The organism is Dickeya oryzae (assembly GCF_020406815.2).
Classification (GTDB): Bacteria; Pseudomonadota; Gammaproteobacteria; order Enterobacterales; family Enterobacteriaceae; genus Dickeya; species Dickeya oryzae.
This window is the reverse complement of the sequence record NZ_CP162670.1, coordinates 3,909,091-3,932,405: the sequence shown is the minus strand read 5'-3', so window position 1 is coordinate 3,932,405 and position 23,315 is coordinate 3,909,091. Positions and strand designations below refer to the sequence as shown.

16 protein-coding genes are annotated in these 23,315 nt (G+C 53.5%); 5 read left to right on the top strand and 11 right to left on the bottom strand.

Features of this window, described 5'->3' with window-relative positions; all coding sequences use genetic code 11:
* Positions 1-297: 297 nt before the first annotated feature.
* A complete protein-coding gene (locus LF929_RS17205; protein WP_368678951.1) occupies positions 298-528 on the bottom strand; it encodes a hypothetical protein in 231 nt (76 codons plus the stop codon).
* On the opposite strand from LF929_RS17205, the gene LF929_RS17200 reads away from it, so the two are divergent.
* Positions 527-1,894 carry an NCS2 family permease gene (locus tag LF929_RS17200; RefSeq protein ID WP_012883418.1) on the top strand — a complete coding sequence of 456 codons (1,368 nt, stop codon included), beginning with the start codon at positions 527-529 and terminating at the stop codon, positions 1,892-1,894. The two genes, LF929_RS17205 and LF929_RS17200, sit on opposite strands and share 2 nt — an antisense overlap.
* Positions 1,895-2,102: 208 nt before the next feature.
* Entirely contained in the window at positions 2,103-3,749 is a 1,647-nt protein-coding gene (locus LF929_RS17195) for a Na+/H+ antiporter (RefSeq protein WP_226093425.1), read from the top strand.
* Positions 3,750-3,803: 54 nt separating this feature from the next.
* Here LF929_RS17195 and actP read toward each other — a convergent pair whose 3' ends face one another.
* The 3 genes from actP to acs form a co-directional block, all read right to left on the bottom strand.
* Entirely contained in the window at positions 3,804-5,462 is a 1,659-nt protein-coding gene (actP, locus tag LF929_RS17190) for a cation/acetate symporter ActP (protein WP_210174854.1), read from the bottom strand.
* A complete protein-coding gene (locus tag LF929_RS17185; RefSeq protein ID WP_038903372.1) occupies positions 5,459-5,770 on the bottom strand; it encodes a DUF485 domain-containing protein in 312 nt (103 codons plus the stop codon). The genes actP and LF929_RS17185 overlap by 4 nt, the downstream gene beginning before the upstream one ends.
* A 143-nt stretch (positions 5,771-5,913) precedes the next feature.
* Positions 5,914-7,875: an acetate--CoA ligase gene (gene acs / locus LF929_RS17180; RefSeq protein ID WP_038907090.1), complete on the bottom strand. Its 1,962-nt coding sequence runs from the start codon at positions 7,873-7,875 to the stop codon at positions 5,914-5,916.
* 754 nt (positions 7,876-8,629) lie between these two features.
* On the opposite strand from acs, the gene LF929_RS17175 reads away from it, so the two are divergent.
* Together LF929_RS17175 and LF929_RS17170 are read left to right on the top strand one after the other, a co-directional pair.
* Complete coding sequence (locus LF929_RS17175) at positions 8,630-9,022, top strand: hypothetical protein (RefSeq protein WP_038903374.1); 393 nt, start codon at positions 8,630-8,632, stop codon at positions 9,020-9,022.
* 641 nt (positions 9,023-9,663) lie between these two features.
* Entirely contained in the window at positions 9,664-10,674 is a 1,011-nt protein-coding gene (locus LF929_RS17170) for an AI-2E family transporter (protein ID WP_038903375.1), read from the top strand.
* Positions 10,675-10,791: 117 nt separating this feature from the next.
* Here the strand turns inward: LF929_RS17170 and LF929_RS17165 are convergent, their stop codons facing one another.
* Complete coding sequence (locus LF929_RS17165; RefSeq protein WP_210174855.1) at positions 10,792-12,318, bottom strand: MFS transporter; 1,527 nt, start codon at positions 12,316-12,318, stop codon at positions 10,792-10,794.
* Between the two features lie 464 nt (positions 12,319-12,782).
* Between LF929_RS17165 and LF929_RS17160 the strand changes: the two genes are divergently transcribed.
* Positions 12,783-13,004 (top strand): helix-turn-helix transcriptional regulator, encoded by a 222-nt coding sequence (locus LF929_RS17160; RefSeq protein ID WP_038903377.1) that lies wholly within the window; start codon positions 12,783-12,785, stop codon positions 13,002-13,004.
* A 40-nt stretch (positions 13,005-13,044) separates the two neighbouring features.
* Here the strand turns inward: LF929_RS17160 and LF929_RS17155 are convergent, their stop codons facing one another.
* The 6 genes from LF929_RS17155 to nifJ all read right to left on the bottom strand — a co-directional run bounded on the left by LF929_RS17155 (position 13,045) and on the right by nifJ (position 22,999).
* Positions 13,045-14,541: a mannitol dehydrogenase family protein gene (locus LF929_RS17155; protein ID WP_226093426.1), complete on the bottom strand. Its 1,497-nt coding sequence runs from the start codon at positions 14,539-14,541 to the stop codon at positions 13,045-13,047.
* 101 nt (positions 14,542-14,642) lie between these two features.
* A complete protein-coding gene (locus tag LF929_RS17150; protein ID WP_038907095.1) occupies positions 14,643-16,247 on the bottom strand; it encodes a DHA2 family efflux MFS transporter permease subunit in 1,605 nt (534 codons plus the stop codon).
* Positions 16,234-17,355: an HlyD family secretion protein gene (locus LF929_RS17145; RefSeq protein ID WP_038907096.1), complete on the bottom strand. Its 1,122-nt coding sequence runs from the start codon at positions 17,353-17,355 to the stop codon at positions 16,234-16,236. Before LF929_RS17145 ends, LF929_RS17150 begins: the two co-directional genes overlap by 14 nt.
* Entirely contained in the window at positions 17,352-17,807 is a 456-nt protein-coding gene (locus LF929_RS17140; protein ID WP_038907097.1) for a MarR family winged helix-turn-helix transcriptional regulator, read from the bottom strand. The genes LF929_RS17145 and LF929_RS17140 overlap by 4 nt, the downstream gene beginning before the upstream one ends.
* 274 nt (positions 17,808-18,081) lie before the next feature.
* The gene (locus tag LF929_RS17135) at positions 18,082-19,164 is read right to left on the bottom strand and encodes a L,D-transpeptidase family protein (protein ID WP_016943683.1); all 1,083 of its coding nucleotides are present in this window, start codon (positions 19,162-19,164) and stop codon (positions 18,082-18,084) included.
* 301 nt (positions 19,165-19,465) lie between these two features.
* Positions 19,466-22,999, bottom strand: a complete 3,534-nt coding sequence (nifJ, locus tag LF929_RS17130) for a pyruvate:ferredoxin (flavodoxin) oxidoreductase (protein WP_226093427.1) — start codon at positions 22,997-22,999, stop codon at positions 19,466-19,468.
* Positions 23,000-23,315: the final 316 nt, after the last annotated feature.

Genomic DNA, 23,315 nt, shown 5'->3' with positions numbered 1-23,315 from the left:
CACGGTTTTAAAGATATACCCAGCTCGGGCAGTGGTCAACTTTTTTGTGAACTCCATCACAAAAAAATAAACGTACAGTCTGCTCTTCCTGAACCATGGTTTTATTTTCTTTCATACTCAATGTATTGCTATGTGAACGATGTCGGCCGGTTGCCAGATAGGTAGCTGTGTCGGTGCTGTATTGCGCGGGGTTGGCGCCATTTTTAGTGCAACCATGATGCGTATGCAGGGAATAGCAGTTGAAATGGATGTCCCGAAGGCAGGATAATCTGCCGCCTCAACAACAACTGGCAGGATTCAGCCGCTCTGTAACGCAATGGTTAATCGTTTGCGTGTCAGACTGGCAGCGGAAAGCGGCAGGTTTACGGCGTCTGGCAAGGATGTTGATTCACACCGTTTTTCGAATGTTGACCAGATGCCGACCACCGTGCGGTGATAACCCGTCCGCGTAATAACCCGGCGTTTGATAGCCAGTCGTTTGATAACCAATAGCATTTGATAACAACGACATTTCAGGGGATATACCATGTCCAATACCACTCGTCAGGCTGACGATGCGGCTCGTCCCGCAGGCGCGCTTGATGCCTTTTTCAAGATTACACAGCGCGGTAGCAGCGTTCGTCAGGAAGTGCTGGCGGGTCTGACCACGTTTCTGGCGATGGTTTACTCGGTCATCGTCGTACCCGGCATGCTGGGCAAAGCAGGCTTTCCGCCTGCGGCTGTGTTTGTCGCCACCTGCCTGGTGGCGGGGTTCGGTTCTCTGCTGATGGGGTTGTGGGCCAATCTGCCGATGGCGATTGGCTGCGCTATCTCGCTGACAGCGTTTACTGCCTTTAGCCTGGTGCTGGGGCAACATATCAGTGTGCCGGTAGCACTGGGTGCGATCTTCATGATGGGCGTGCTGTTCACGGTGATTTCTGCGACTGGCATCCGTTCCTGGATCCTGCGCAATCTGCCCATGGGCGTGGCGCATGGTGCGGGTATTGGTATCGGGTTGTTCTTGCTGATCATTGCGGCTAACGGCATCGGTCTGGTCATTAAAAACCCGATCGATGGTTTACCGGTGGCATTGGGGCATTTCACCGCGTTCCCGGTGATAATGTCGCTGATCGGTCTGGCTGCAACCATCGGTCTTGAAAAACGCCGCGTACCGGGTGGGATCCTGCTGGTGATCGTTGCTATTTCGGTCATCGGCCTGATTTTTGATCCGAACGTGAAATACCAAGGGCTGTTTGCGTTGCCGAGCCTGACGGATGCCAATGGTCAGTCGCTGATTTTCAGCCTCGACATCAAAGGCGCGTTGCAGCCAGTGGTGCTGCCGAGTGTGCTGGCACTGGTGATGACGGCGGTATTTGACGCGACGGGTACCATCCGCGCAGTGGCTGGTCAGGCTAACCTGCTGGATAAAGACGGACAGATTATTAACGGTGGACGTGCGCTGACCGCTGACTCCATCAGTAGCATTTTCTCCAGCCTGGTGGGAACCTCTCCGGCGGCGGTCTACATTGAGTCGGCGGCGGGTACTGCCGCAGGCGGTAAAACCGGTTTGACCGCGACAGTAGTTGGCGTGTTGTTCCTGCTGATCCTGTTCCTGTCGCCGTTGTCCTATCTGGTGCCTGCTTATGCCACCGCACCTGCGCTGATGTATGTCGGCCTGCTGATGCTGAGCAATGTGTCCAAACTGGATTTCAACGACTTTGTCGATGCGATGTCTGGCCTGGTGTGTGCGGTATTCATCGTACTGACCTGTAACATCGTGACCGGCATCATGCTGGGCTTTGGCTCACTGGTGCTGGGCCGTCTGTTCTCCGGCGAATGGCGCAAGCTGAATGTCGGCACAGTGATTATCGCCGTGGCGTTGGTGGCCTTTTACGCTGGCGGCTGGGCGCTTTAAACCTGTTTTACCGTATCTGGCATGAAGGGGAACATCGGTTCCCCTTTTTTATCCTGTGATGCCAATGTGATGATTTTTTGTCATCGTTTTCTGTTCATCACACAATATCTTGTTATTATTCATAAAGATCACCCATTGGTGAGCGCAGCCCGCCTTGATGGTAGCTAACCGGAGTCCTTTCATGTAACGGCAATTAACCAAGGAACACATGGAAATATTTTTCACCATTCTGATCATGACGTTGATCGTGTCGCTTTCCGGCGTGATGACGCGCCTCCTGCCTTTCCAGATACCACTGCCATTGATGCAGATTGCGCTTGGCGCAATGTTGGCGTGGCCGCAGTTCGGCCTGCACGTCGACTTTAATCCTGAGTTGTTCATGGTGTTGTTTATCCCGCCGTTGCTGTTTGCTGACGGCTGGAAAACCTCGACCCGTGAGTTCTTGCATCATATGCGCGAAATTCTGGGGCTGGCACTGGTGCTGGTGGTGATTACCGTGGTGGGTATTGGTTACCTGTTGCATTGGATGATCCCGGAAATGCCATTGGTGGCGGCGTTTGCACTGGCTGCCGTGTTGTCTCCCACTGATGCGGTCGCGTTGTCCGGTATCGTCGGTGAAGACCGGATCCCTAAAAAACTGATGGGGATCCTGCAAGGGGAGGCGCTCATGAATGACGCCTCAGCGCTGGTGTCGCTCAAGTTTGCCGTGGCGATTGCCATGGGTACCATGGTGTTTACTGTTTCTGGCGCGACACTGGCGTTCTTGCAGGTAGCGCTAGGGGGCTTGTTGGCCGGGATCGGCATCACCTGGGTGTACAGCAAATCCCTGTCGCTGCTCGGCCATCAAAACGATGATGATGCCGCCACCCAGATCGTATTGCTGCTGCTGTTGCCATTTGCGGCTTACCTGATTGCAGAGCATTTCGGTGTGTCGGGCATTTTGGCTGCGGTCGCGTCGGGTATGGCGATAAGCCGAACACAACTGTTGCGGCAGGCACCGCTCAACATGCGCTTGCGGGCTAACGGCGTGTGGAACATGTTGGAATTTGTGTTCAACGGAATGGTGTTCCTGATGCTGGGGCTGCAACTGCCGGGCGTGATTGAAGAGTCGATTGTGCAGGCGGAACTGGACCCTACCATTGAAACCTGGTTGTTGTTTGCTGATATCGCGCTGATCTATTGCGCCTTGTTGTTGTTGCGTTTTGCCTGGTTGTGGCTGATGAAACTCTACAGCCGCTATGTGCAGAATAAGCGCCCGATGTTATTTGCCCGCTATACCGCGCGTGAAATCTGGATCAGTACCTTTGCCGGTGTACGTGGTGCCATTACGCTGGCGGGTGTGCTGTCGATCCCGTTGTTTCTGAGCAGCGGTGAGCCGTTCCCATCGCGCTATCAACTGGTATTTATTGCTACCGGAGTGATCCTGTTTTCACTATTGTGCGGCGTAGTGGCGCTACCGCTGCTACTGCGGGGGATTACCCTGACGGATCACAGCGTGCAGAAAAAAGAGGAACGCATGGCGCGGGTGACGATGGCGCAGGTCGCTATCGATTGCCTTAAAAAAATGCAGGAGCGCCTGGCGGCAGACAGAGAAGAGAATCTGGATGATCAGGTACTGGCGGAGGTCAGCGCCCGCGTCATCGGTATGCTGCATCGACGTGTGGCAGGCACCGATGAACTGGAAAACAATATGGCGGTTGAGAATCTGGAGCGGCGCTTTCGTCTGGCGGCGGTCAGTGCTGAGCGTGCCGAGCTGTATCACCTGCGTGCCACGCAGCGCATCAGTAATGAAACGCTGCAAAAAATGCTGCGGGAGCTGGATTTGCTGGAAGCCGTACTCAGCGAGAAGGTGTAAAAAAAACCGGGGAGCAGGCTCCCCGGTTTGTTGTACGTTTGCGCTTGTCTCGTGTTAGTGAGATGAGCCCTTGGAGATGCCAAGGCCGGTTTGCGAACGGATGAATTGCGCCTTGAATTTGCCGCGTTCTTCGATGGCATTGGCGGAGTTATCGGTAATGGAGAAAAACCAGATACCAATAAACGCCACCAGCATTGAGAACAGTGCCGGGTATTCATAGGGGTAGATTGGGGTAGCGTGACCGAGAATTTTCACCCAGATGGTCGGCCCCAGAATCATCAGAATGATGGCCGTTAACAACCCTGCCCAGCCACCGATCATCGCCCCGCGAGTGGTCAGCTTCGACCAGTACATCGACAGCAGGATAATCGGGAAGTTACAACTGGCGGCAATCGAGAACGCCAGACCCACCATGAAGGCGATATTCTGGTTTTCGAACAAAATCCCCAGCAGGATGGCGATGACCCCTAGCGCCAGTACCGTCAGTTTGGACACTCGCAGTTCGTCACGCTCAGTGGCCTGGCCTTTCTTGATAACATTCGAGTACAAGTCATGCGATACCGCAGAGGCTCCCGCCAGCGTCAGCCCGGCCACCACCGCCAGAATAGTGGCGAAGGCCACAGCGGAGATAAAGCCCAGGAAAAAGTTGCCGCCTACCGCATTTGAAAGGTGCACGGCTGCCATATTATTGCCGCCGATTAACGCGCCTGCTGCGTCTTTGAATGCCGGGTTGGAGCTCACTAGCAGAATCGCACCAAAGCCGATAATGAAGGTCAGGAAGTAGAAATACCCCATGAAACCGGTAGCAAAGAGCACACTCTTACGCGCTTCTTTGGCATCGCTGACGGTGAAGAAACGCATCAGGATGTGTGGCAGACCTGCAGTACCGAACATCAACCCTAATCCAAGAGACAGGGCAGAAACCGGGTCGGAGACCAGACCACCGGGCTTCATGATGGCGAAGCCTTTCGCGTGAACCTTGGTGGCTTCAGTGAACAGGCTGTCAAAGCTGAAATTGACCGTTTTCAGCACCATGATTGCCATGAAGGTCGCGCCACACAATAACAAGACCGCTTTGATGATTTGCACCCAGGTAGTCGCCAGCATGCCACCAAACAGCACGTACATCACCATCAGAATGCCAACCAACACCACGGCGATATGGTAGTTCAGCCCGAACAGCAACTGGATGAGCTTACCGGCCCCCACCATCTGGGCTATCAGGTATAGCGCCACGACCACAAGCGAACCACAGGCCGATAGGGTACGGATGGGTTTTTGCTGCAACCGGTAAGACGCCACGTCAGCGAAGGTATAGCGACCAAGATTGCGCAGCCGCTCCGCTATCAGGAACAGAATGATCGGCCAGCCCACCAGAAAACCGAGCGAGTAGATAAGGCCATCAAAGCCAGAGGTATATACCAGCGCCGAAATGCCGAGGAACGAGGCGGCAGACATGTAATCGCCCGCAATCGCCAACCCATTTTGAAAGCCGGTGATATTACCGCCCGCCGTATAGTAATCACTACGCGAACGGGTGCGCTTGGATGCCCAGTAGGTGATATAGAGCGTTGCTGCCACAAATAACACAAACAGTACGATAGCCTGGATGTTCAGCGGTTGTTTCTGAACGTTGCCGGAAACGGCATCCGCTGCTTGCACCCATATTGGTAGCCCCAGAAGACCGGTCAGCAGGAAAATGCGGCTTTTCATTTTTGCACCTCATTTAGCAATGCTTTGGTCAGGCGGTCGAATTCACCATTGGCTCGGTAGACGTAAACACCGGTAAGCACAAAAGAAATGATAATGAGCCCGATACCCAACGGGATGCCGCGGGTCGTCCCCGCTCCGGGAGAAATAGGCGTTCCCAGCCAGCCCGGTGCAAAGGCGATCAACAGAATGAAACCGACGTACAACACCAGCATGATCAGCGAAAGAAAGGCGGCAAAACGTTGCCGTTTCTGAACCAGTTCTTTAAATAGAGGGTTATCTTCAATCCGTTGATAAATGAGATCATTCATCATAAATCTCCAGTCAGATAAGTCGCGTCGCCTTAACAGACGACTGTTTTTCAGGTGCCACCACACACCAGAACAACATATTGTTACCAACAACATATTGTTACCTGGTGCGGGCGGCGCTGTTTTTATCTATCGGATAACGGTTAAGACGGTGTGTTGCCCATGGCTTGTTTTTCTTCCAGCAATTTCTCTACTACGCCAGGATCGGCGAGGGTAGAAATATCACCCAGATTGCTGGTATCCCCGGCTGCAATCTTGCGCAGAATACGGCGCATGATTTTGCCGGACCGGGTTTTCGGTAGTGCATCGGTCCAATGCAGAATATCGGGCGTCGCAATCGGGCCGATCTCTTTTCTCACCCAGTTGCGCACCTCGGTGTACAACTCGCTGGTAGGTTCTTCACCATGATTGAGCGTGATGTAGGCATAAATAGCCTGTCCCTTGAGACTGTGCGGAATACCAACCACGGCGGCTTCGGCGATTTTCGGGTGTGACACCAGCGCAGACTCGATTTCTGCTGTCCCCAGACGGTGTCCGGACACGTTCAGTACGTCATCTACGCGGCCGGTTATCCAGTAATAACCGTCTTCATCACGGCGCGCGCCGTCACCGCTGAAATACATACCTTTGAACGTAGAAAAGTAGGTCTGTTCAAAACGGTCATGGTCACCAAACAGCGTGCGAGCCTGACCCGGCCAGGAATCGGTAATCACCAGATTGCCTTCGCAGGCACCGTCTTGCGGGTTACCGACGTTATCCACCAGGGCCGGTTGTACCCCGAAAAACGGCAACGTTGCAGAACCGGGTTTGGCTTCAATCGCACCGGGCAGCGGGGTGATCATGAATCCCCCGGTCTCTGTCTGCCACCAGGTATCGACGATGGGGCAGCGGCTGTTACCGATTTTCTTGAAGTACCATTCCCAGGCTTCCGGGTTGATGGGTTCCCCCACCGAGCCCATGATTTTGAGCGACTGACGTGAGGTGCCCTCGATGGCTTTGTCGCCATCCGCCATCAATGCGCGGATAGCGGTGGGAGCGGTATACAGAATATTGACCTGATGTTTGTCTACGACCTGTCCCATCCGGCTGGCGGTTGGCCAGTTAGGTACACCTTCGAACATCAGTGTGATGGCACCGCAGGCCAGCGGACCGTACAACAAATAGCTGTGACCCGTGACCCAACCAACGTCGGCGGTACACCAATAGATATCGCCAGGATGATAATCAAAGACATACTTAAACGTTGTGGCGGCGTATACCAGATACCCCCCGGTCGTGTGCAGAACCCCTTTGGGTTTACCGGTTGAGCCGGAGGTATACAGGATAAACAAGGGGTCTTCGGCATTCATTTCTTCCGGTGGGCAGTCATCGCTCGCCTGAGCAACCAGCTCGTGCCACCATAGATCGCGGCCATCCTGCCAGTTACCGGGTTTGCCGGTGCGCTGGAAAACGATGACATTGCTCACGGTGGTCACGGCAGGATTACGCAGTGCTTCATCGATGTTCTTTTTCAGTGGAATCGAGCGCCCGGCACGGATCCCTTCATCGGCGGTGATCACCAGTTTGGCGCTGGAGTCGACAATGCGCCCAGCGATCGATTCAGGGGAGAACCCTCCGAAGATAACCGAATGCACAGCACCGATACGGGCACAAGCTAGCATCGCGACAGCTGCTTCCGGCACCATTGGCATATAAATGGCGACCACATCACCTTTGCGGATCCCTTTTGCTTTTAATACGTTAGCAAAACGACAGACCGCCTGATACAACTCGCGGTAGGTGACTTTCTTGCTTTCTTTGGCATCGTCACCTTCCCAGATGATCGCAGTTTGATCACCTAGTGTGGCAAGGTGGCGATCGAGACAGTTCGCTGCGACATTCAGCGTACCGTCTTCAAACCAGCGAATGCGAACATGGCCTGGGTCAAAAGAGGTGTTTTTGACCTGTTGATAAGGTTTGATCCAATCAACGATCTTGCCTTGTTCCCGCCAGAAAGAATCAGGATCTTGCACCGATTCCTGATACATCTTTTTATATTGTTCGGCGGTGATTAAGGCGTTCTCCGCAATCGCGGTAGGTATAGGGTGTTTATTATATTGGCTCATAGCGCTTCTCCTTAAACATTGTTAATATTATGTCAATCAATGGTTAATAATAGTGAGCCATTAACATTTGTTTCTTTTTTGCGCGATGGATCACGCATTACAGAAATGGTGTCCAGATGTTTGCTTTTAAGAGTAGTCCCAGATCGAGAAGCATGGGGAAGCCGTTGCGGAAGTACGCTGGTTTATGCGATTTCGCTCACATTTTTGCCGGTTGGGGCGGCCCGTTGGGATCGTAAAGGGAACGGTGAATGAAAATGACTATTCAATTGGCATTAACTATCATTAGCAAGATTTTGATCGGACGATATGATCAAACAAGCAAAAGATCGGCCTTATTTGAGCGATCGACCTCCAGCGAAAGCGGATATAGTGCTAACAATGCCTAAAGGGTCGCATGTAATGCCGCCCATAAGTTACGAAATTGTTTTCTTTGTAAGCAATTCGTAGCAACAAGTAGGCTGATTATTATGATAGGTAATTTCGACTTTCAGTCAGCCAGATGAAATGGGATATAATTTACCAAAGTATAATACTTATTATTGTTTGGACTACGTAATCACGTAGGAAATTAAGTTATCACTCATCATGTCTTGTTCAGGTTGGTTGGATTCTAATTATATCAACGGTTTGATTATTGTGGTTGCCAGAGACATTTGCTGGCTGACTTTAAAAACTATCCCCATACACGCCTGCGCCGACATTCTCTGGTTGCTTCAGGAGGGATAGATTTCACATAGCAAGAAGCAGAGGACATATGAGTCTGATATTTGGGCAGAATGAAATCATGAGCATGTTAAGTGCCCCTGTTCACAATGACAGACGCGCAATTGCGGTCATTGATGATAAATGCAAGATACTCTGTGCAAATTCCGCATTTAATGCGCATTTTGGTTTGCGTACCGGTGCTACTGCCCCTGCCTCTATTGATGAGGTCCTGCCGGTTAACGTTCGGTTCGCTTACCAGGATTTCATGACTAACAACGAGTTACTGAGCACACATGTCGCCTGGGATTTGTTGTCTGATGGTTTCGCTAAAAAGCCGCTCAGCACGCTTTCGTTTTCCAAGTTGAATGTAGAAGACAGGGTTCTGTCGCTGTTAATCCTCAATCAAGATGATGGCGACATGACTACGACGATGGCGTCATAACGCGCCAACGATTAGGAAAATGAAATTTTTACAATATCAACGTTATTTGTTGATATGTTTTCTTGTGCGTTTACACGGGGTGTTACTATTAAATTGGGCGCATTTTAATCCTTATTATTCGTCTCGTCTTTATATCGATACGTTTCGATAATCAATTTCACAAGCAAGCTAATAAAGCATTCATATTTAAATACACTTTCTTAGTTAAATGTATCTTTTATATTAATCCTGACACAGGGATTTTACTGGCGGGGTATGCCGGAGCTAACGATATTGTCGGGATGAACTGATCTTGCTATCTGGAAGTGCCTCATCCACCGGTTTTCGCATTTTTACTGTGATGATGCGCCTTGCATGTCAGGCGTCGTTTCTCATTGTTCCTGGCGTATCTTCCGCGATGGCACTGTCTATACGACCTATCTATACGTTATATGGCCTGTCTATACGGCAGGTGACCAAACGCGACGATAGATGACCAAAATTGATGCTAATCCTGCTGGTGTTTCGTAGTCAAAACGCTAAGAATGGTTGCTGAAATATTATTTCAGGTCAGGGTATTGCTGTCCTCTGGCGTAAGGTTTCCTTGTCGCTGGTCGGTGTGGCACTCCCTTCTGACGTCGCGGTAAGAAACAGGGTGTCGTATGCAGTTGTTGAATGTGAAACAAGCCAGATTGCTGAGCTTTGCGTTTATCCTTGGGGGGTTGCTGCTCTTGATTGAGTTGCGACTGCTTGCCTGCTTTATCGCCGGTTTTCTGGTGTACGAAATCATTAATCTACTGACACCGTATTTCCAGAAGGTGATCAGCGGTAAACGCGCCCGTCTTGCGGTCGTGGCGGTGATCAGTACTTTGGTTGTCTGCCTGTTGAGCGTAATTTTCGGCTCGCTGGTCGGGTTGTTGATGCAGGAAATGAAAGATACCAGCGTGTTCAACGCCCGAATTGCTTTTATTCTCGAAGATGTACAAAAGCAGATCATGACCTATCTACCCGGCTACCTGCCGGTCAGTGTGGAAGAGTTGCAGCATGAGTTCGTGATGTGGCTACAAAAGCATGTGGAGATGCTGCAAAACATGGGGAAAGATTTCCTGCATGGTTTTGTCACGATGTTGATCGGCATGATCCTGGGCGCGATCATCTCTTTGTATAACATTGAGCCGACGGTGGATAAGCCCTTGCTGAAAACCGAGCTGATGCATCGGGTCGCTCTGTTATCGTCCTCGTTTCGCAATATTGTGTTTGCACAAGTGAAGATTTCACTGGTGAACACAGTGTTGTCGGCGCTGTTCATTTTAGGTCTGTTACCCAGTTTCGGCATTCATCTGCCATTTGCCAAAACGCTGGTGGCGCTTACCTTCATTTTTGGCTTGCTGCCGGTCATCGGTAATCTGATTTCTAATTCCGTGGTGTTCATCGCGTCGTTATCGATCTCTTTACCAATCGCACTATTGTCGTTGGTCTACCTGATGTTGATCCACAAGCTGGAGTACTTCCTCAATGCGCAGATTGTCGGCACCCGCATCAAGGCGCATGCCTGGGAAATTCTGCTGGCGATGCTGGTGTTTGAGGCTGCATTCGGTATTTCCGGCGTGATTGCTGCTCCTATTTATTATGCCTACCTGAAAAGTGAGTTGCGGGAAGCGGCGCTGATCTGATTGTCTTCTCAAGCATGGCTGCGTGGTATTTATCGATGCTTCCATGTGAAACCAGCTGACCAGCGTATTAAAACAACAATGCCGCCCGAGGGCGGCATTGTGTTGACTGGCAATAGCTTAGCGAGGAGAGGTTGCAATGACGGGCTCAGGCTCAGTCGGTTGCAGGCCGAGCGGGTTGTTGCCCCAGCATTGTTCGTATTTCCAGCCGGTAAGCTCTTCAGCAACGGCGCGGGCTTCTGCAGGCACATCAGCAATGGCGCCACCTGCTTTGATACGTGCAATTTCCTGCAGCAGAATCATATGGTTCTTACGGTCCAGACGCATTTGAGCACTGAAGTAGATGGCTACTACCGCCAGTGCGATAACACCCAGTGAGAACACACCGATAATTGCCAGTACTGCACTTTCCGGTTGGGCGGCTTTGCCGGAGACAAATCCGAACTGACTCAGAATCCAGCCCATGGCGAAGACGATGACAGAGCGCACCATCTTGCCCGCGAATGTCATGGCACCAGCATAAATCCCTTCACGACGACGCCCTGTCAGCACTTCGTCTACATCCGCCAGGAAGGTGTAGACCGTCCACGGAATGTAGTAGATACCGCCAGTACTCAAACCGAAGACAGCGGTAATACCAAACAGAACGATCATGGTCGCGGTCTGAGACCAACCGGTGAAATAGAGCGCGGCATACGCGATCACACTGACGATCACCACCATCAACGCCATACGGTACGGGCGACCAAAGCCCATCTTCACGCAAATACCGATAAACAGGAACGTGGAGATAAACTGCATGATGGAGCTGAAGCTGTTGAGCTGGGAGACCACCGCGGTGCTTTGCTTCAGGCCAAAGACGATGAAGTACGTGAACGCGGAAGCGAACAGCCATTCAGCACCAAAACCGAACAGGTACATCCCAAGGTGTTTGCGGAAAATACGCAGACGGAATGTGGAAGCCATATCGACGCTGAGTTTCTTTAGGGACTGCCACAGGTTCTGAGTGTGCTCACGGGCCACTTCGTTCGGAGAACGTTCCCAGGACGTGAAGTAAAGGGCGATCATCGCCGCGCACATAATGAAACCGTAGGCCAGGCCGGTGTAGAAGAACGGTGTGGCGGAGTCTTTACCGTAGATCCCGATGAACTGGCCTGGGATAAACGCGGCCAGGAAATTGGCGACTTTACCGAAGATAGCCTTGGAGCCGGTCAGTTTTGAGCGGACTTTGAAATCGGTCGTCATTTCGGTGGCGAGCGTTTCGTATGGCACCATGATGGAGGTGTAGATCAGCTCGAACAACACGTAGGTCGACAGGTAATACCAGAACCCTAAACCTTCCATCCACAGCATCGGGTAGACCAGCACCAGCGGGATACCGAGCATGATGAAGAAACGGCGACGGCCGAAAAGGCGGCCAATACGGGTGTTGTAGAAGTTATCACTGATGTAACCCATTATCGGGTTACTGATCGCGTCGATAACGCTGGCGACGGAGAAAATGGCCGCCGCTTCAACCAGGGTCAAGCCACAGAAGGTGGTGTAGAAGTACATTAACCAGGCACCACTGATGGCTAATGCACCGCTGCCTAGCAAGTTCGCGCTGCCGTAGCAGAACGTGTGTTTAAACGTAATAGGTTTACTCATGATCAATTCGCCTAACAATATTAAAACATTATTTCATTTGAAATGAACTTATGTTCTTATCATTTGCCTGATTGCGACAAAAGTAAACTAGCCATCCCGCTCCTGACGGCTTTTAATAGGAATCTGTCATGGAGATCATGAAATAAGTTTTTTTAATTTGATCATGGATACAGCTGGATAAAATGTAATGTCTTACCGGGAATGCGTATTTTTTTATCGTTATACGATAAAAGTTGAGGATGTCACTCGTGGTGACATCAGCGGAAGTGGTGAAACTATCGGCACTATTTCGCCGTGTAGGCCGATAAAAAGCAAGTATAATTGTAAAAAATAGCGAGCAATTGTGACCGTCTTGTGATCTCGCCTGGATCTTGCGTCAGTGCATAGCGCAAAGTGTGATTTATCTCACTGTGCCGGACAGTGTATTTTATCGGGTTATGGGTGAATCGTTGGTAAGGCGGGTTATGCCAATCGTTATCAGGCTGGATGTACTGCTGGCACAGAAAAAGATGAAGTCCCGCGAGCTGGCGAGACGTATTGGTATTACAGAGCAAAATCTGTCATTGCTGAAATCCGGTAAGGTGAAGAGCATCCGGTTCGAGACGTTGCAGAAAATATGCGAAGCGTTGGCCTGCCAGCCCGGCGATGTGCTGGAATCTCTGCCGGAGTGTTTGCCTGAAAAGTAAAGCCGCGCACTCCCTGCACGGCTCTGGTGACGGACTGTGACTAGCGACTGAATAGCGCGGCGACGGTTGCTTTCGCGCCGTTATCACGCAACGACAGGTAGGCGTTGGTCAGCTCAGCTACCCACGGCGCGTTGTTGGGCAAATCATCGCCGAACAAGGCATTGATGGCGAGCAGGCCGCGAACGCGCGCTTCGTTGTCAGCGGTTGTGCTGACAATCTGCTGCAAGGTGGTGACCAGTGGATCGCGGATATCGATCGCCTGGCCGGCATCGTCAACGCCACCGACATAACGCATCCAACCCGCCACGCCAAGCGTCAGCGCGCGGTGGTCGCTGCCATGTGCCAGATGCCAGCGCAGTGAGGCCAGCATACGTTGTGGCAGTTTCTGGCTACCATCCATCGCAATCTGCCAGGTGCGGTGTTTCAATGCCGGGTTAGAAAAACGCTCAAGCAACTGGTCGGCATACGCGGTCAGATCGACGCCGGAAACCTGTAAGGTCGGTGCCTGTTCCTGCAACATCAAATGGCGTACCGCCAGCCGGTAGTGCGGGTCTTCCATACCATCATTGATATGCTCGTAGCCAGCCAGATAACCGAGGTAGGCCAGGAAAGAGTGGCTACCGTTGAGCATACGCAGTTTCATCTCTTCAAACGGCAGTACGTCATCAACCAACTGTGCTCCCGCCAGTTCCCACTCGGGGCGACCGGCAACAAACTTGTCTTCCACCACCCACTGGATGAAGGGCTCGCAGGCGATACCGCAAGGATCGGCAACTCCAATGACATCGGCTATCTGGGTCAGCGTTTCCGGAGTGGCAGCCGGTACGATGCGGTCCACCATGGTGTTAGGGAAGGTCACGTGTTGTGCTATCCAGTCCGCCAGCGAAGGATCCTGCAAACGGGCGGCATCTATAACAACCTGTCGGGTCACTTTACCGTTTTCCGGTACGTTGTCGCAGGATAGCACCGAGAAGGGCGCAATACCGCGTTCACGACGCAGGCGCAGCGCTTCGGCCAGTAAGCCCGGCACTGACGACGGCTGACGTGGGGTGGCCAGGTCTTGCTGAACCAACGGGTTATTCTGATCCAGCTCGCCTTTGTTGCCTGCGCGACAGTAACCTTTTTCGGTGATAGTCAGCGATACGATCGCCACGACCGGGTCTGCCAGTTGTTCCAGAATGGTCGCAATCCCTTCGACACGGGCGTGTAGCGACTTACAGACAGCGCCCACCACGATGGCCTGATTACCGTTAGCGGCTTTCTCAAGCACGGTAAAGCGGTGATCCTGACGACGCAGGGCAGAAATCAGGGAATCATCGCTAAATAGCACCACTTCGCAAATCCCCCAGTCGCCGCCCTGACGGTTGAGCACCCGATCGGTCAGCAGCGCCTGATGGGCACGGTGAAATGCACCAAAGCCGATGTGTACGATGCGGGGCTTCAACGACTGGCGGTCGTAGCGGGGTTGTTGAACAGTGGCGGGAAGCGCCGTATTGGACAGATTTTTTTCGTTGCCGGACAGACTGTTACTGGACATAGCTGGCGTCCTGAAAAGGGAAAAATTAACCGCCCAACCTTAGCGATCTTTCGGCTGGGCGGCAACTGTCATATCACGTGTTCTGAAGACTGTTCACAGAGTCATGAGCGGGCTTTTGCCGTCTCTGCCTGCGAGGTTGGGTTCAGTACCGGTCGAGGCCGGATAAACCAGGCGGGGACTATCGCCAGAAAAAAGAACAACGCCACCATAAAAAAACCGTCCAGATAAGCAAACATCTGTGCTTTGGGCGTTAGCATGGATTCCAGATACGTCATGATCCCTGGGTTGATGTGAGTACTGAGCGGGTCGCCAAGCGGGTTACCACCGTGACCAAACAACAAACTGAGCTGGCGGATGGCATCGGTGCTGCGGATATTATCCAGTGTGAGCGATTGCGCCAGCATCTGGCCGTGGAAGGTTGCGCGTCGTTCAATAAATACCGACAGCAGGTTGACCCCCATCGCACCGCCTAGCTGGCGGATAAAATTGAGGCTGCCTGCGCCTTGCGCCAGTTGCGCCGGGGGCAGTGCCCGCAACGCGCCAGCGTTCATGGCAGGCAGCATGACCCCAAGCCCGATACGCCCAATGACTATCCACCAGGCCATGGTCCAGAATGGTGTATCGGTATCTGCCTCGCTGGATAACCAGCAAGATAGTCCAAACAGCACTAAGCCTGAAATCACCAGCAGATGGGGCTTGAGCTTGTCGCTGAGCGAGCCCGCCAGTGGGAAAACCATACCGAGCGCCAGCCCGGCCGGCATCAGCAACAGACCGGAGCGGGTCGGGGTATACCCCTGAATACTTTGTACAAACAGCGGGATGATATACGTCGAGCCGTAGATACCTGCCCCCAATGCGAATGCCACAACACAGCCAGAGGTAAACGCCGGATTCGCGAATACCCTAAGGCTGAGCAACGGGTACGGTGTGGTGAATTCACGGATAATAAAGGCCAGTGTGGCTATCACGGCGGTGGTGAGCAGGCAGAGAATGAAAAATGAGTCCCAACCTTCGCGCTGCCCGTTGGATAACCCGGCCAACAGTGAGGTCAGCGCGATGACCAGTAGAATAAACCCCAATGTATCGAAACGACGTGGTGTACTCGTCGTCTGCGTGCTTTTAGCGGGCAGGATCACCCATGCCGCGGCGATTCCGGCCAGACAGAACGGCACCACCACCATGAAGACGGCACGCCAGTCGAGCTGGTCGACCATCAATCCGCCAGCGGCTGGCCCCAGTGCCGGTGCCAGTACCACCCCGACACCGTAAATCCCCATCGCTTTGCCACGTTCCGATACCGGAAAAACCTGCGAAATGATGATCATCGCCAGCGGTTGGATCACGCCGCTGGCGCTACCCTGCAGAACACGAGCCAGGATCACTTCAGTACTGCTCTGACTGAAGGTGCCTAACAGGCTGCCTGCGATGAACACCGCCAGTGAGCCGACGTAAGTGGCACGGTAACCAAAGCGCTCCAGCATCCAGGCGGTGATCAACATGGTCGCGGTCATTGAGGCCAGAAAGGCGGTGGATAGCCACTGTGCCTGATCCTGACCCATACCGAATGCCCCCATGATGTCACGCATCGCGACATTGACGATGGTTGCCGTCGCGGTGGTGGCGATCGTACCCAGCATAATCGTCACTGTCGCCAGCCAGCGGTAGCGATGGCCAAAACGGGCTGCCTGGGCTTCAATCGGCGACATTGATGCTCACTTCCGCCATCAGGCCCGGTTTCAGGCCGTTATCCTGGGAATCCAGCGCGATACGCACCGGGACGCGTTGGGTAATTTTGGTGAAATTGCCAGAAGGATTGGGGCTTGGCAGCAATGCAAACTGGTTGGTGGCCGCATCGCCAACCCGGATAACATGGCCGCTGAAATGCTTGTCCGGGTAAGCATCGACCTGAATATCGACACGTTGGCCGACTCGTACCCGGCCAATGGCCGTTTCTTTGATATTGGCCTCGACCCACAGGTTACGCGGATCGTGTACCAGCATGATCCACTGACCGGTTTGTGCGTAACTGCCCACATTGACAATGGTACGATCCACGACACCGTCTACCGGGGAGCGTAACGCCCGGTCGGCGATCTCCTGTTTGATCTGATCGACTTGCGCCTGCAACGCAATACGTTGTTGACGCTGCATCTCTATCTGCCTGTCGAGCACCTGCAATGTGTTGCGTTGCGCTAAGGCGTTGTTCAGATCAGCGTGTTGCGCTGTACGTTGGGCTTCGGCTTCACGCAGCTCACTCTGGCGTTGCAACAGCAAGGTGTGGGATTCGTCCCAGGTTTTACGGGCGGTCAGGTTACTCTTCAGTAATTGATCGTCGCGCTGAAAATTGTTCTGGGCCAGGCTGAGCTGATAACCGGCGTTACTGACGGCGGAGTCATTGGATGCCAGCTTGGCACGCGCTTGATCCAACGCCGCCTGGGTCGTGAGGTCGGTGACCTGGCGCTGGGTCTGGCTGTAGGCAATTTGCGCGTCTGACGCGGCCAGATTGCCTTCCTGCTCCGCCAGCCGCAGACGGGCATCGCGATCGTCTATTTGTGCCAGTAACTGGTCTTTGTGGATGACATCGCCATCGATGACCGGGCGGGCTGTCACCCAACCGTCTTCGCGGCTGGCCAGCGAGATCACTTCCCCCATGACACGGGCATCTGTTTCGCTGATGTGTGTAAAACGCTGGTGAAACCAATAGGCCAGCATCAGTAATGCCAGCAATAACAGGGCGGCACCTGTCAGCAAAAAAGTACGCTGACGCTGGCTAAGACGGCGAAATCCCGTCAGTTTGGATAAGTGATGGTTCATGGGTGACTGTTTTCGTTGCGGGAAAGATTAGCAATAACCTGATCGATAATCCGGCTGACCTGTTGGATATCCTGCTCTGATACCCCGGCCAGCGCCTGGTTGCGCACCTGCCAGGCGATGGATTCCACCTTTTTCACTTGTTCCTGTCCGAGTGTGGTGAGATGAATCTCGCGAAAACGGCGGTCATGGCCTTCCCGACGTTCAATAAGTCCCTGTTTTTGTAGATTATCCAGTATCCGCACCACCGCAGAGGCATCGAGTCCCAATGATTCGGCCAGTGCTTTTTGATGGGTGGATGTTTCTTCGCGGGCAATAAACAGCAAGGGCAACCAACTGGCCTGGGTTAAGCCGAACGGCTGTAATTCCCGGTCAATGACCCGGCGCCATAGACGGGTGGTCTGTCCCAGTTGGAGGGCGAAATGTCGGCGGGCTGAAGATTCGGTCTGTGGCATGATGAGTTCCCGTTTAAATAGATGACAGTGTCATTAGTTAACAAATCAATTAATGATAAGTCAATTGATTTTGCGCAGTGAGGCCAAAATAGCCGGGCGGCAAACGGATAAGACGCATCAGGCGATAAGCGTGAGGCAGTGAACACCAGAGGCGAACGTCACACGATGACGGATAGGGCCGGACGAAACGGAGGAGTAGTGAGGAAGCGTCGGTTGGACTGAAAATAAACAGGGCAGCTTACGCTGCCCTGGGAAAAGCATTCACCTGTAGGAATCAGGATTTGCTGCTGTCAGCCGCAGCAGCCTGATTAGCGTCGGTGACGACAGGTTGAGCCTGAGGTGCTGCTGGTTGTGCATTGTCCGGTGCATTGGTCTGCTGGATAGCAGGAGCCTGCGGCGCTGCCGGAGCAGCAGGCGCGATCGGGGCGATGTTGTCATCGGCACCGTTCACTTTCGTCGGCATACCAGAACGGTTCTGCAGTGCCTGGTCAACCGCGCTTTCGTTTACGCTGGCGTCAGACAGTACTTTGGCGACGACCGGGCTCAGCTGCAGCGGTGCTGGCGTGTCAGAGTTGAACTCAGCTTCGGTACGAGACAGTGGGTTGTGTACTTCAACATACCGTGAACCATCAGGTTCCACCGTGGCTTTCACCGGTTCGTTGATGAACTGAACGCGGGTACCGACCGGAACGTGTTCAAACAGGTACTTGATGTCTTTATCGCGCAGACGGACGCAACCGTGGCTAACGCGCAGGCCAATACCGAAGTTGGCGTTAGTACCGTGGATAGCGTACAGCTTGCCGATGTACAGCGCATACAGCCCCATCGGGTTATCCGGACCCGCCGGGTAAACCTGAGGCAGGTATTCGCCGCGAGCCGCGTATTCGGCATGCATGGCGGCAGTCGGTGTCCAGGTCGGACGCTCTTTCTTACGTTGTACCGACGTCACCCAGTTGATCGGGGTATCTTTGCCGAGCTGGCCGATACCAATCGGTAAGACCACCACGGTTTTGGAACCTTTCGGGTAATAATACAGGCGCATTTCGGCACTGTTGATCACGATGCCCTCGCGCGGTGCGTCGGGGAGAATCAGTTGCTGCGGCACCGTCATGGTCGTGCCCGGTTTCGGCAGATAGACATCAATGCCTGGGTTGGCTTCCAGCAGGTTGCTCAGCCCCATCTGATACTGGGCGGCAAAGTGCTCCAGCGCATCGGTACTGCCGCTGGGAATCGTAACTTGGATGTTTTCTCCTACCAGCCGACTATTCGGAGCTGGCAATGGATAAACTACGGCGAGTGCTGTCTGGCTGAAAGCAGCCGCCGCCACAACTAACGTCAGGATCGCGCGAATACTCATTTTCATATCTTTGTTGAGTGTTAAAAGCCATTGCGGCAAAGGAATTGTTGTTATCCGGATCATAAAGCCCGGATGCGCATTATATGTGCAGAAGGTCGGCAGGAAAACCAGATGTACAATCCATTACATTATATCCCACTCATATTTCAGGCTACTGGCGTGTTGGAGCAGGAAATAAGGCGACGGGTGAAGGATACGAACAAAAAAATCGAATAAGTGTCGTCAGGCGTGGTTGGCTAGAAAAACACCGGGAGTGATTTCTCACTCCCGGTGTTGAACAGCAGAAGGTGCCAGCGCGTTTCTATTCCTGCGCGTTTTTCTCTGCTTTGCCTGCCAGCAAGCTCAGGAAGTCATAGCGGCGGCGCAAGTCAGCTTCGGCTTCTTCATACAACCGTGCCGCTTCTTGCGGTTGTTGTGTATTGAGCCGACGGAAACGTTGCTCATTGAGCAGGGTTTCGCTCAGGCTGGCTGATGGTGGACGGGAATCCGTCACCAGTGCTGGTTTCCCTTCTGCCGTACGGCGTGGATCGAAACGGTACAACGGCCAGAAGCCGGTGGCGGTCAACTGACGCATCTGGTCGTGGCTAAACGCCAGGTCGTAGCCGTGCTCTTCACAAGGGCTGTAGGCAATGATCAGGGAGGGGCCCGGCCAGGCTTCCGCTTCCTGAATCGCTTTCACCGTTTGGTTCAACTGAGCCCCCAGTGAAATTTGCGCCACATAGACATGGCCGTACATCATGACAGTGACGCCAAGGTCTTTGCGTGCTTTGCGTTTGCCGTGCTCACCAAACTTGGTGACGGCACCGAGCGGGGTGGCTTTAGATTGCTGACCGCCGGTGTTGGAATAGCACTGGGTGTCCAGTACCAGCACGTTGACGTTTTCCGACAGACTCATCACGTGGTCAAGACCGCCGTAACCGATATCGTAAGCCCAACCGTCACCGCCAATCAGCCAGATGGATTTGTCCACCAGATGATCGGCATCGGCGGCCAACTGACGGGCATCGGCGCTGTCGATGGCGCTGAGCGACTGACGCAGGCGGGCAATCTGCTCGCGTCGTACATCGGCAGCAACCGATTCCTCCAGCAGGTCGGCCACCAGCTCAGCAGGCAGTTGAGGCTTAAGTTCAGCCAGCAGACGCAAGGCACGCTGACGGTGCTGGTCGACGCTCAGACGGAAGCCCAGGCCGAATTCGGCGTTGTCTTCAAACAGCGAGTTGGCCCAGGCTGGTCCACGGCCGTTGGCGTCGGTAGTCCAGGGGGTTGTCGGCAGGTTGCCGCCGTAAATCGAGGAGCATCCGGTCGCGTTGGCAACCAGCAGTCGATCGCCATATAACTGGGTTAGCAACTTGATGTACGGGGTTTCGCCGCAACCGGAGCAGGCTCCGGAATACTCGAACAGCGGAGTGATCAACTGCGAGGTGCGAATATCGATGCGTTCCAGTTTGCTGCGGTCAATTTCCGGCAGCTTGAGGAAGAAATCGTAATGGGTTTTCTCGGTCGCCACATGTTCCAGACGCGGTTCCATGTTGATGGCTTTGATTTCTGGATTTTGGCGATCTTTCGCTGGGCAGACTTCCACGCACAGATTACAGCCGGTGCAGTCTTCCGGCGCGACTTGTAACACATACTTCTGACCACGCATGTCACGCGCTTTCACGTCCAGCGACTGTAACGACGCCGGTGCATCGGTCATCGCCTCGGCGGGCACCACTTTGGCGCGAATGGCGGAGTGCGGGCAGGCGGCCACGCAGTGGTTACATTGGGTGCACAGCTCCGGCTTCCACAGCGGGATGGCTTCGGCGATGTTACGTTTTTCCCACTGCGTGGTGCCGACAGGCCAGGTCCCATCCGGCGGCAGGGCGGAAACCGGCAGGCTGTCGCCCAGACCGGCCAACATCGCGGCGGTAACGGTTTTGACGAAATCAGGTGCCGCGTCGGAGACGACCGGTGGGCGGCATGCGCTTTGGGGATTGACAGGCTCAAGTGCGACGGCCTCCAGTGCGTCGAGTGTCGCGTCCAGTGCCCGCCAGTTGCGCTCTACCAGTTCCTGGCCTTTGTTGCCATAGCTGCTGGCGATAGCCGCGCGCAGTTTATCTTGTGCATCGCTGCCCGGCAGGATTTGTGTCAGATGGAAGAACGCCATTTGCATCACGGTGTTGATGCGTGCGCCCAACTGGCATTCACGTGCGATTTTCGCCGCATTGATGCAGTACACCCGCGCCTGACGCTGATTCAGACCAGCCTGCACTTCCTGCGGCAGTCGATGCCACAGATCGTCAGCGCTGTATGGCGTATTGATAAGGAAGATACCGCCTGGCTTGAGGCGATCCACCATGCTGTATTTGTCGATGAATTGCCACTGGTGACAGGCCACGAAATCAGCTTGCTCAATCAGATAAGCGGAGTGAATCGGGTGCGGGCCGACGCGCATGTGCGATACCGTCAGGCTACCGGCTTTTTTGGAGTCGTAAACGAAATAGCCTTGAACGAACAGCGGTGTCGAATTGCCGACGATTTTGATCGAGTTCTTGGCAGCCGAAACGGTGCCATCGCTGCCAAGCCCGTAGAACAGCGCTTCCAGAGACATCTGGGTCGGCATCGGTTGGTCAGACAGCGGCAACGACAGGTGGGTGATATCGTCATAAATACCCACGGTAAAACGCGGTCTGGGGTTGGTAAGCGCCAACTCTTTATACGTCGCTTCAACGCATTGTGGGGTGAACTCTTTTGACGATAACCCATAACGCCCGCCAATGACCTTCGGCATAAGTGGGCGCTCACCTCGTGAAAACGCCTCGGCCAGTGCGGTCATCACATCCAGATACAGCGGTTCAGCCAGCGCACCGGGTTCTTTGGTGCGATCCAATACCGCGATGGATTGTGCGCTTTGCGGGATGACTGCCAGCAGGTGTTGCGCAGAGAACGGCCGGTACAGCCGCACTTTCACTACCCCCACTCTTTCGCCGCGTGTTAGCAGGGTGTCGATCACTTCTTCGCAGGTACCGACGCCAGAACCCATCATTACGATGACGCGGGTGGCATCCGGATGGCCGTAGTATTCGAACGGCTGGTATTGACGACCGGTTTCGCGGGCGAAGTCGTTCATGGCCTGTTCAACGTGTCCGAATGCCGCGTTGTACCACGGGTTGGTGGCTTCACGGGCCTGGAAAAAGGTATCAGGGTTTGAGGCGGTGCCACGAATCACCGGACGCTCAGGAGTAAGTGCACGCTCACGGTGTGCGTCAATCGCCGCCTGCGGTAGCAGACTATGTAACTGGGCATCGCTGAGCGGTTCTATTTTGTTGATTTCGTGCGAAGTACGAAAACCGTCGAAGAAATGGATAAACGGCAGGCGGCTGTTCAGGCTTGCTACCTGAGCAATCAGCGCGAAGTCCTGTGCTTCCTGCACATTACTGGCGCACAGCATGGCGCAACCGGTCTGGCGTACCGCCATCACATCTGAATGGTCGCAGAAAATCGACAACGCATGGGTAGCCACGGTACGAGCCGCGACATGCAGTACAAATGGCGTTAACTGACCGGCCAGCTTGTACAGCGTTGGGATCATTAACAGCAACCCTTGTGACGACGTGAAGGTCGTGGATAACGCACCGGTTTGCAATGCACCATGCACCGTCGCGATAGCTCCCGCTTCGGATTGCATCTCGATGACGCGCGGTGTATCTCCCCATATATTTTTACGTTCATCGCTCGACCAGGCTGCGGCTTGTTCGGCCATGGTAGAACTGGGGGTAATAGGGTAGATAGCGATAACTTCATTGGTGCGCCAGGCGACTGAGGCGACTGCGTTATTACCGTCGGTGGTAATCATGATTAAACCTCCTTGCTGAAGGATGGCCCGACAAGACAAAGACGGCCATTATCAACATTCAGCGGGTTTTGTTGACCGATTATAGCGCACTGGGTTGTTGCAAGATGTGTATGGCGTGCAGGCGCAGTAGCATAGGGGGGGAAATAATACCAGCTAAAAACGGGCTTGTGCAGTTTTGTGAATGATGGTCATACCATCAACTTTACCGGTGTCGCATTCTTATCAGGAATATAAGCGCAGCGATAAAAAACAATATTAATGTATCGTTAATAGAATTAGGGTGTAGTGGTGGATAACAGGTGCTGACCAGGACGCG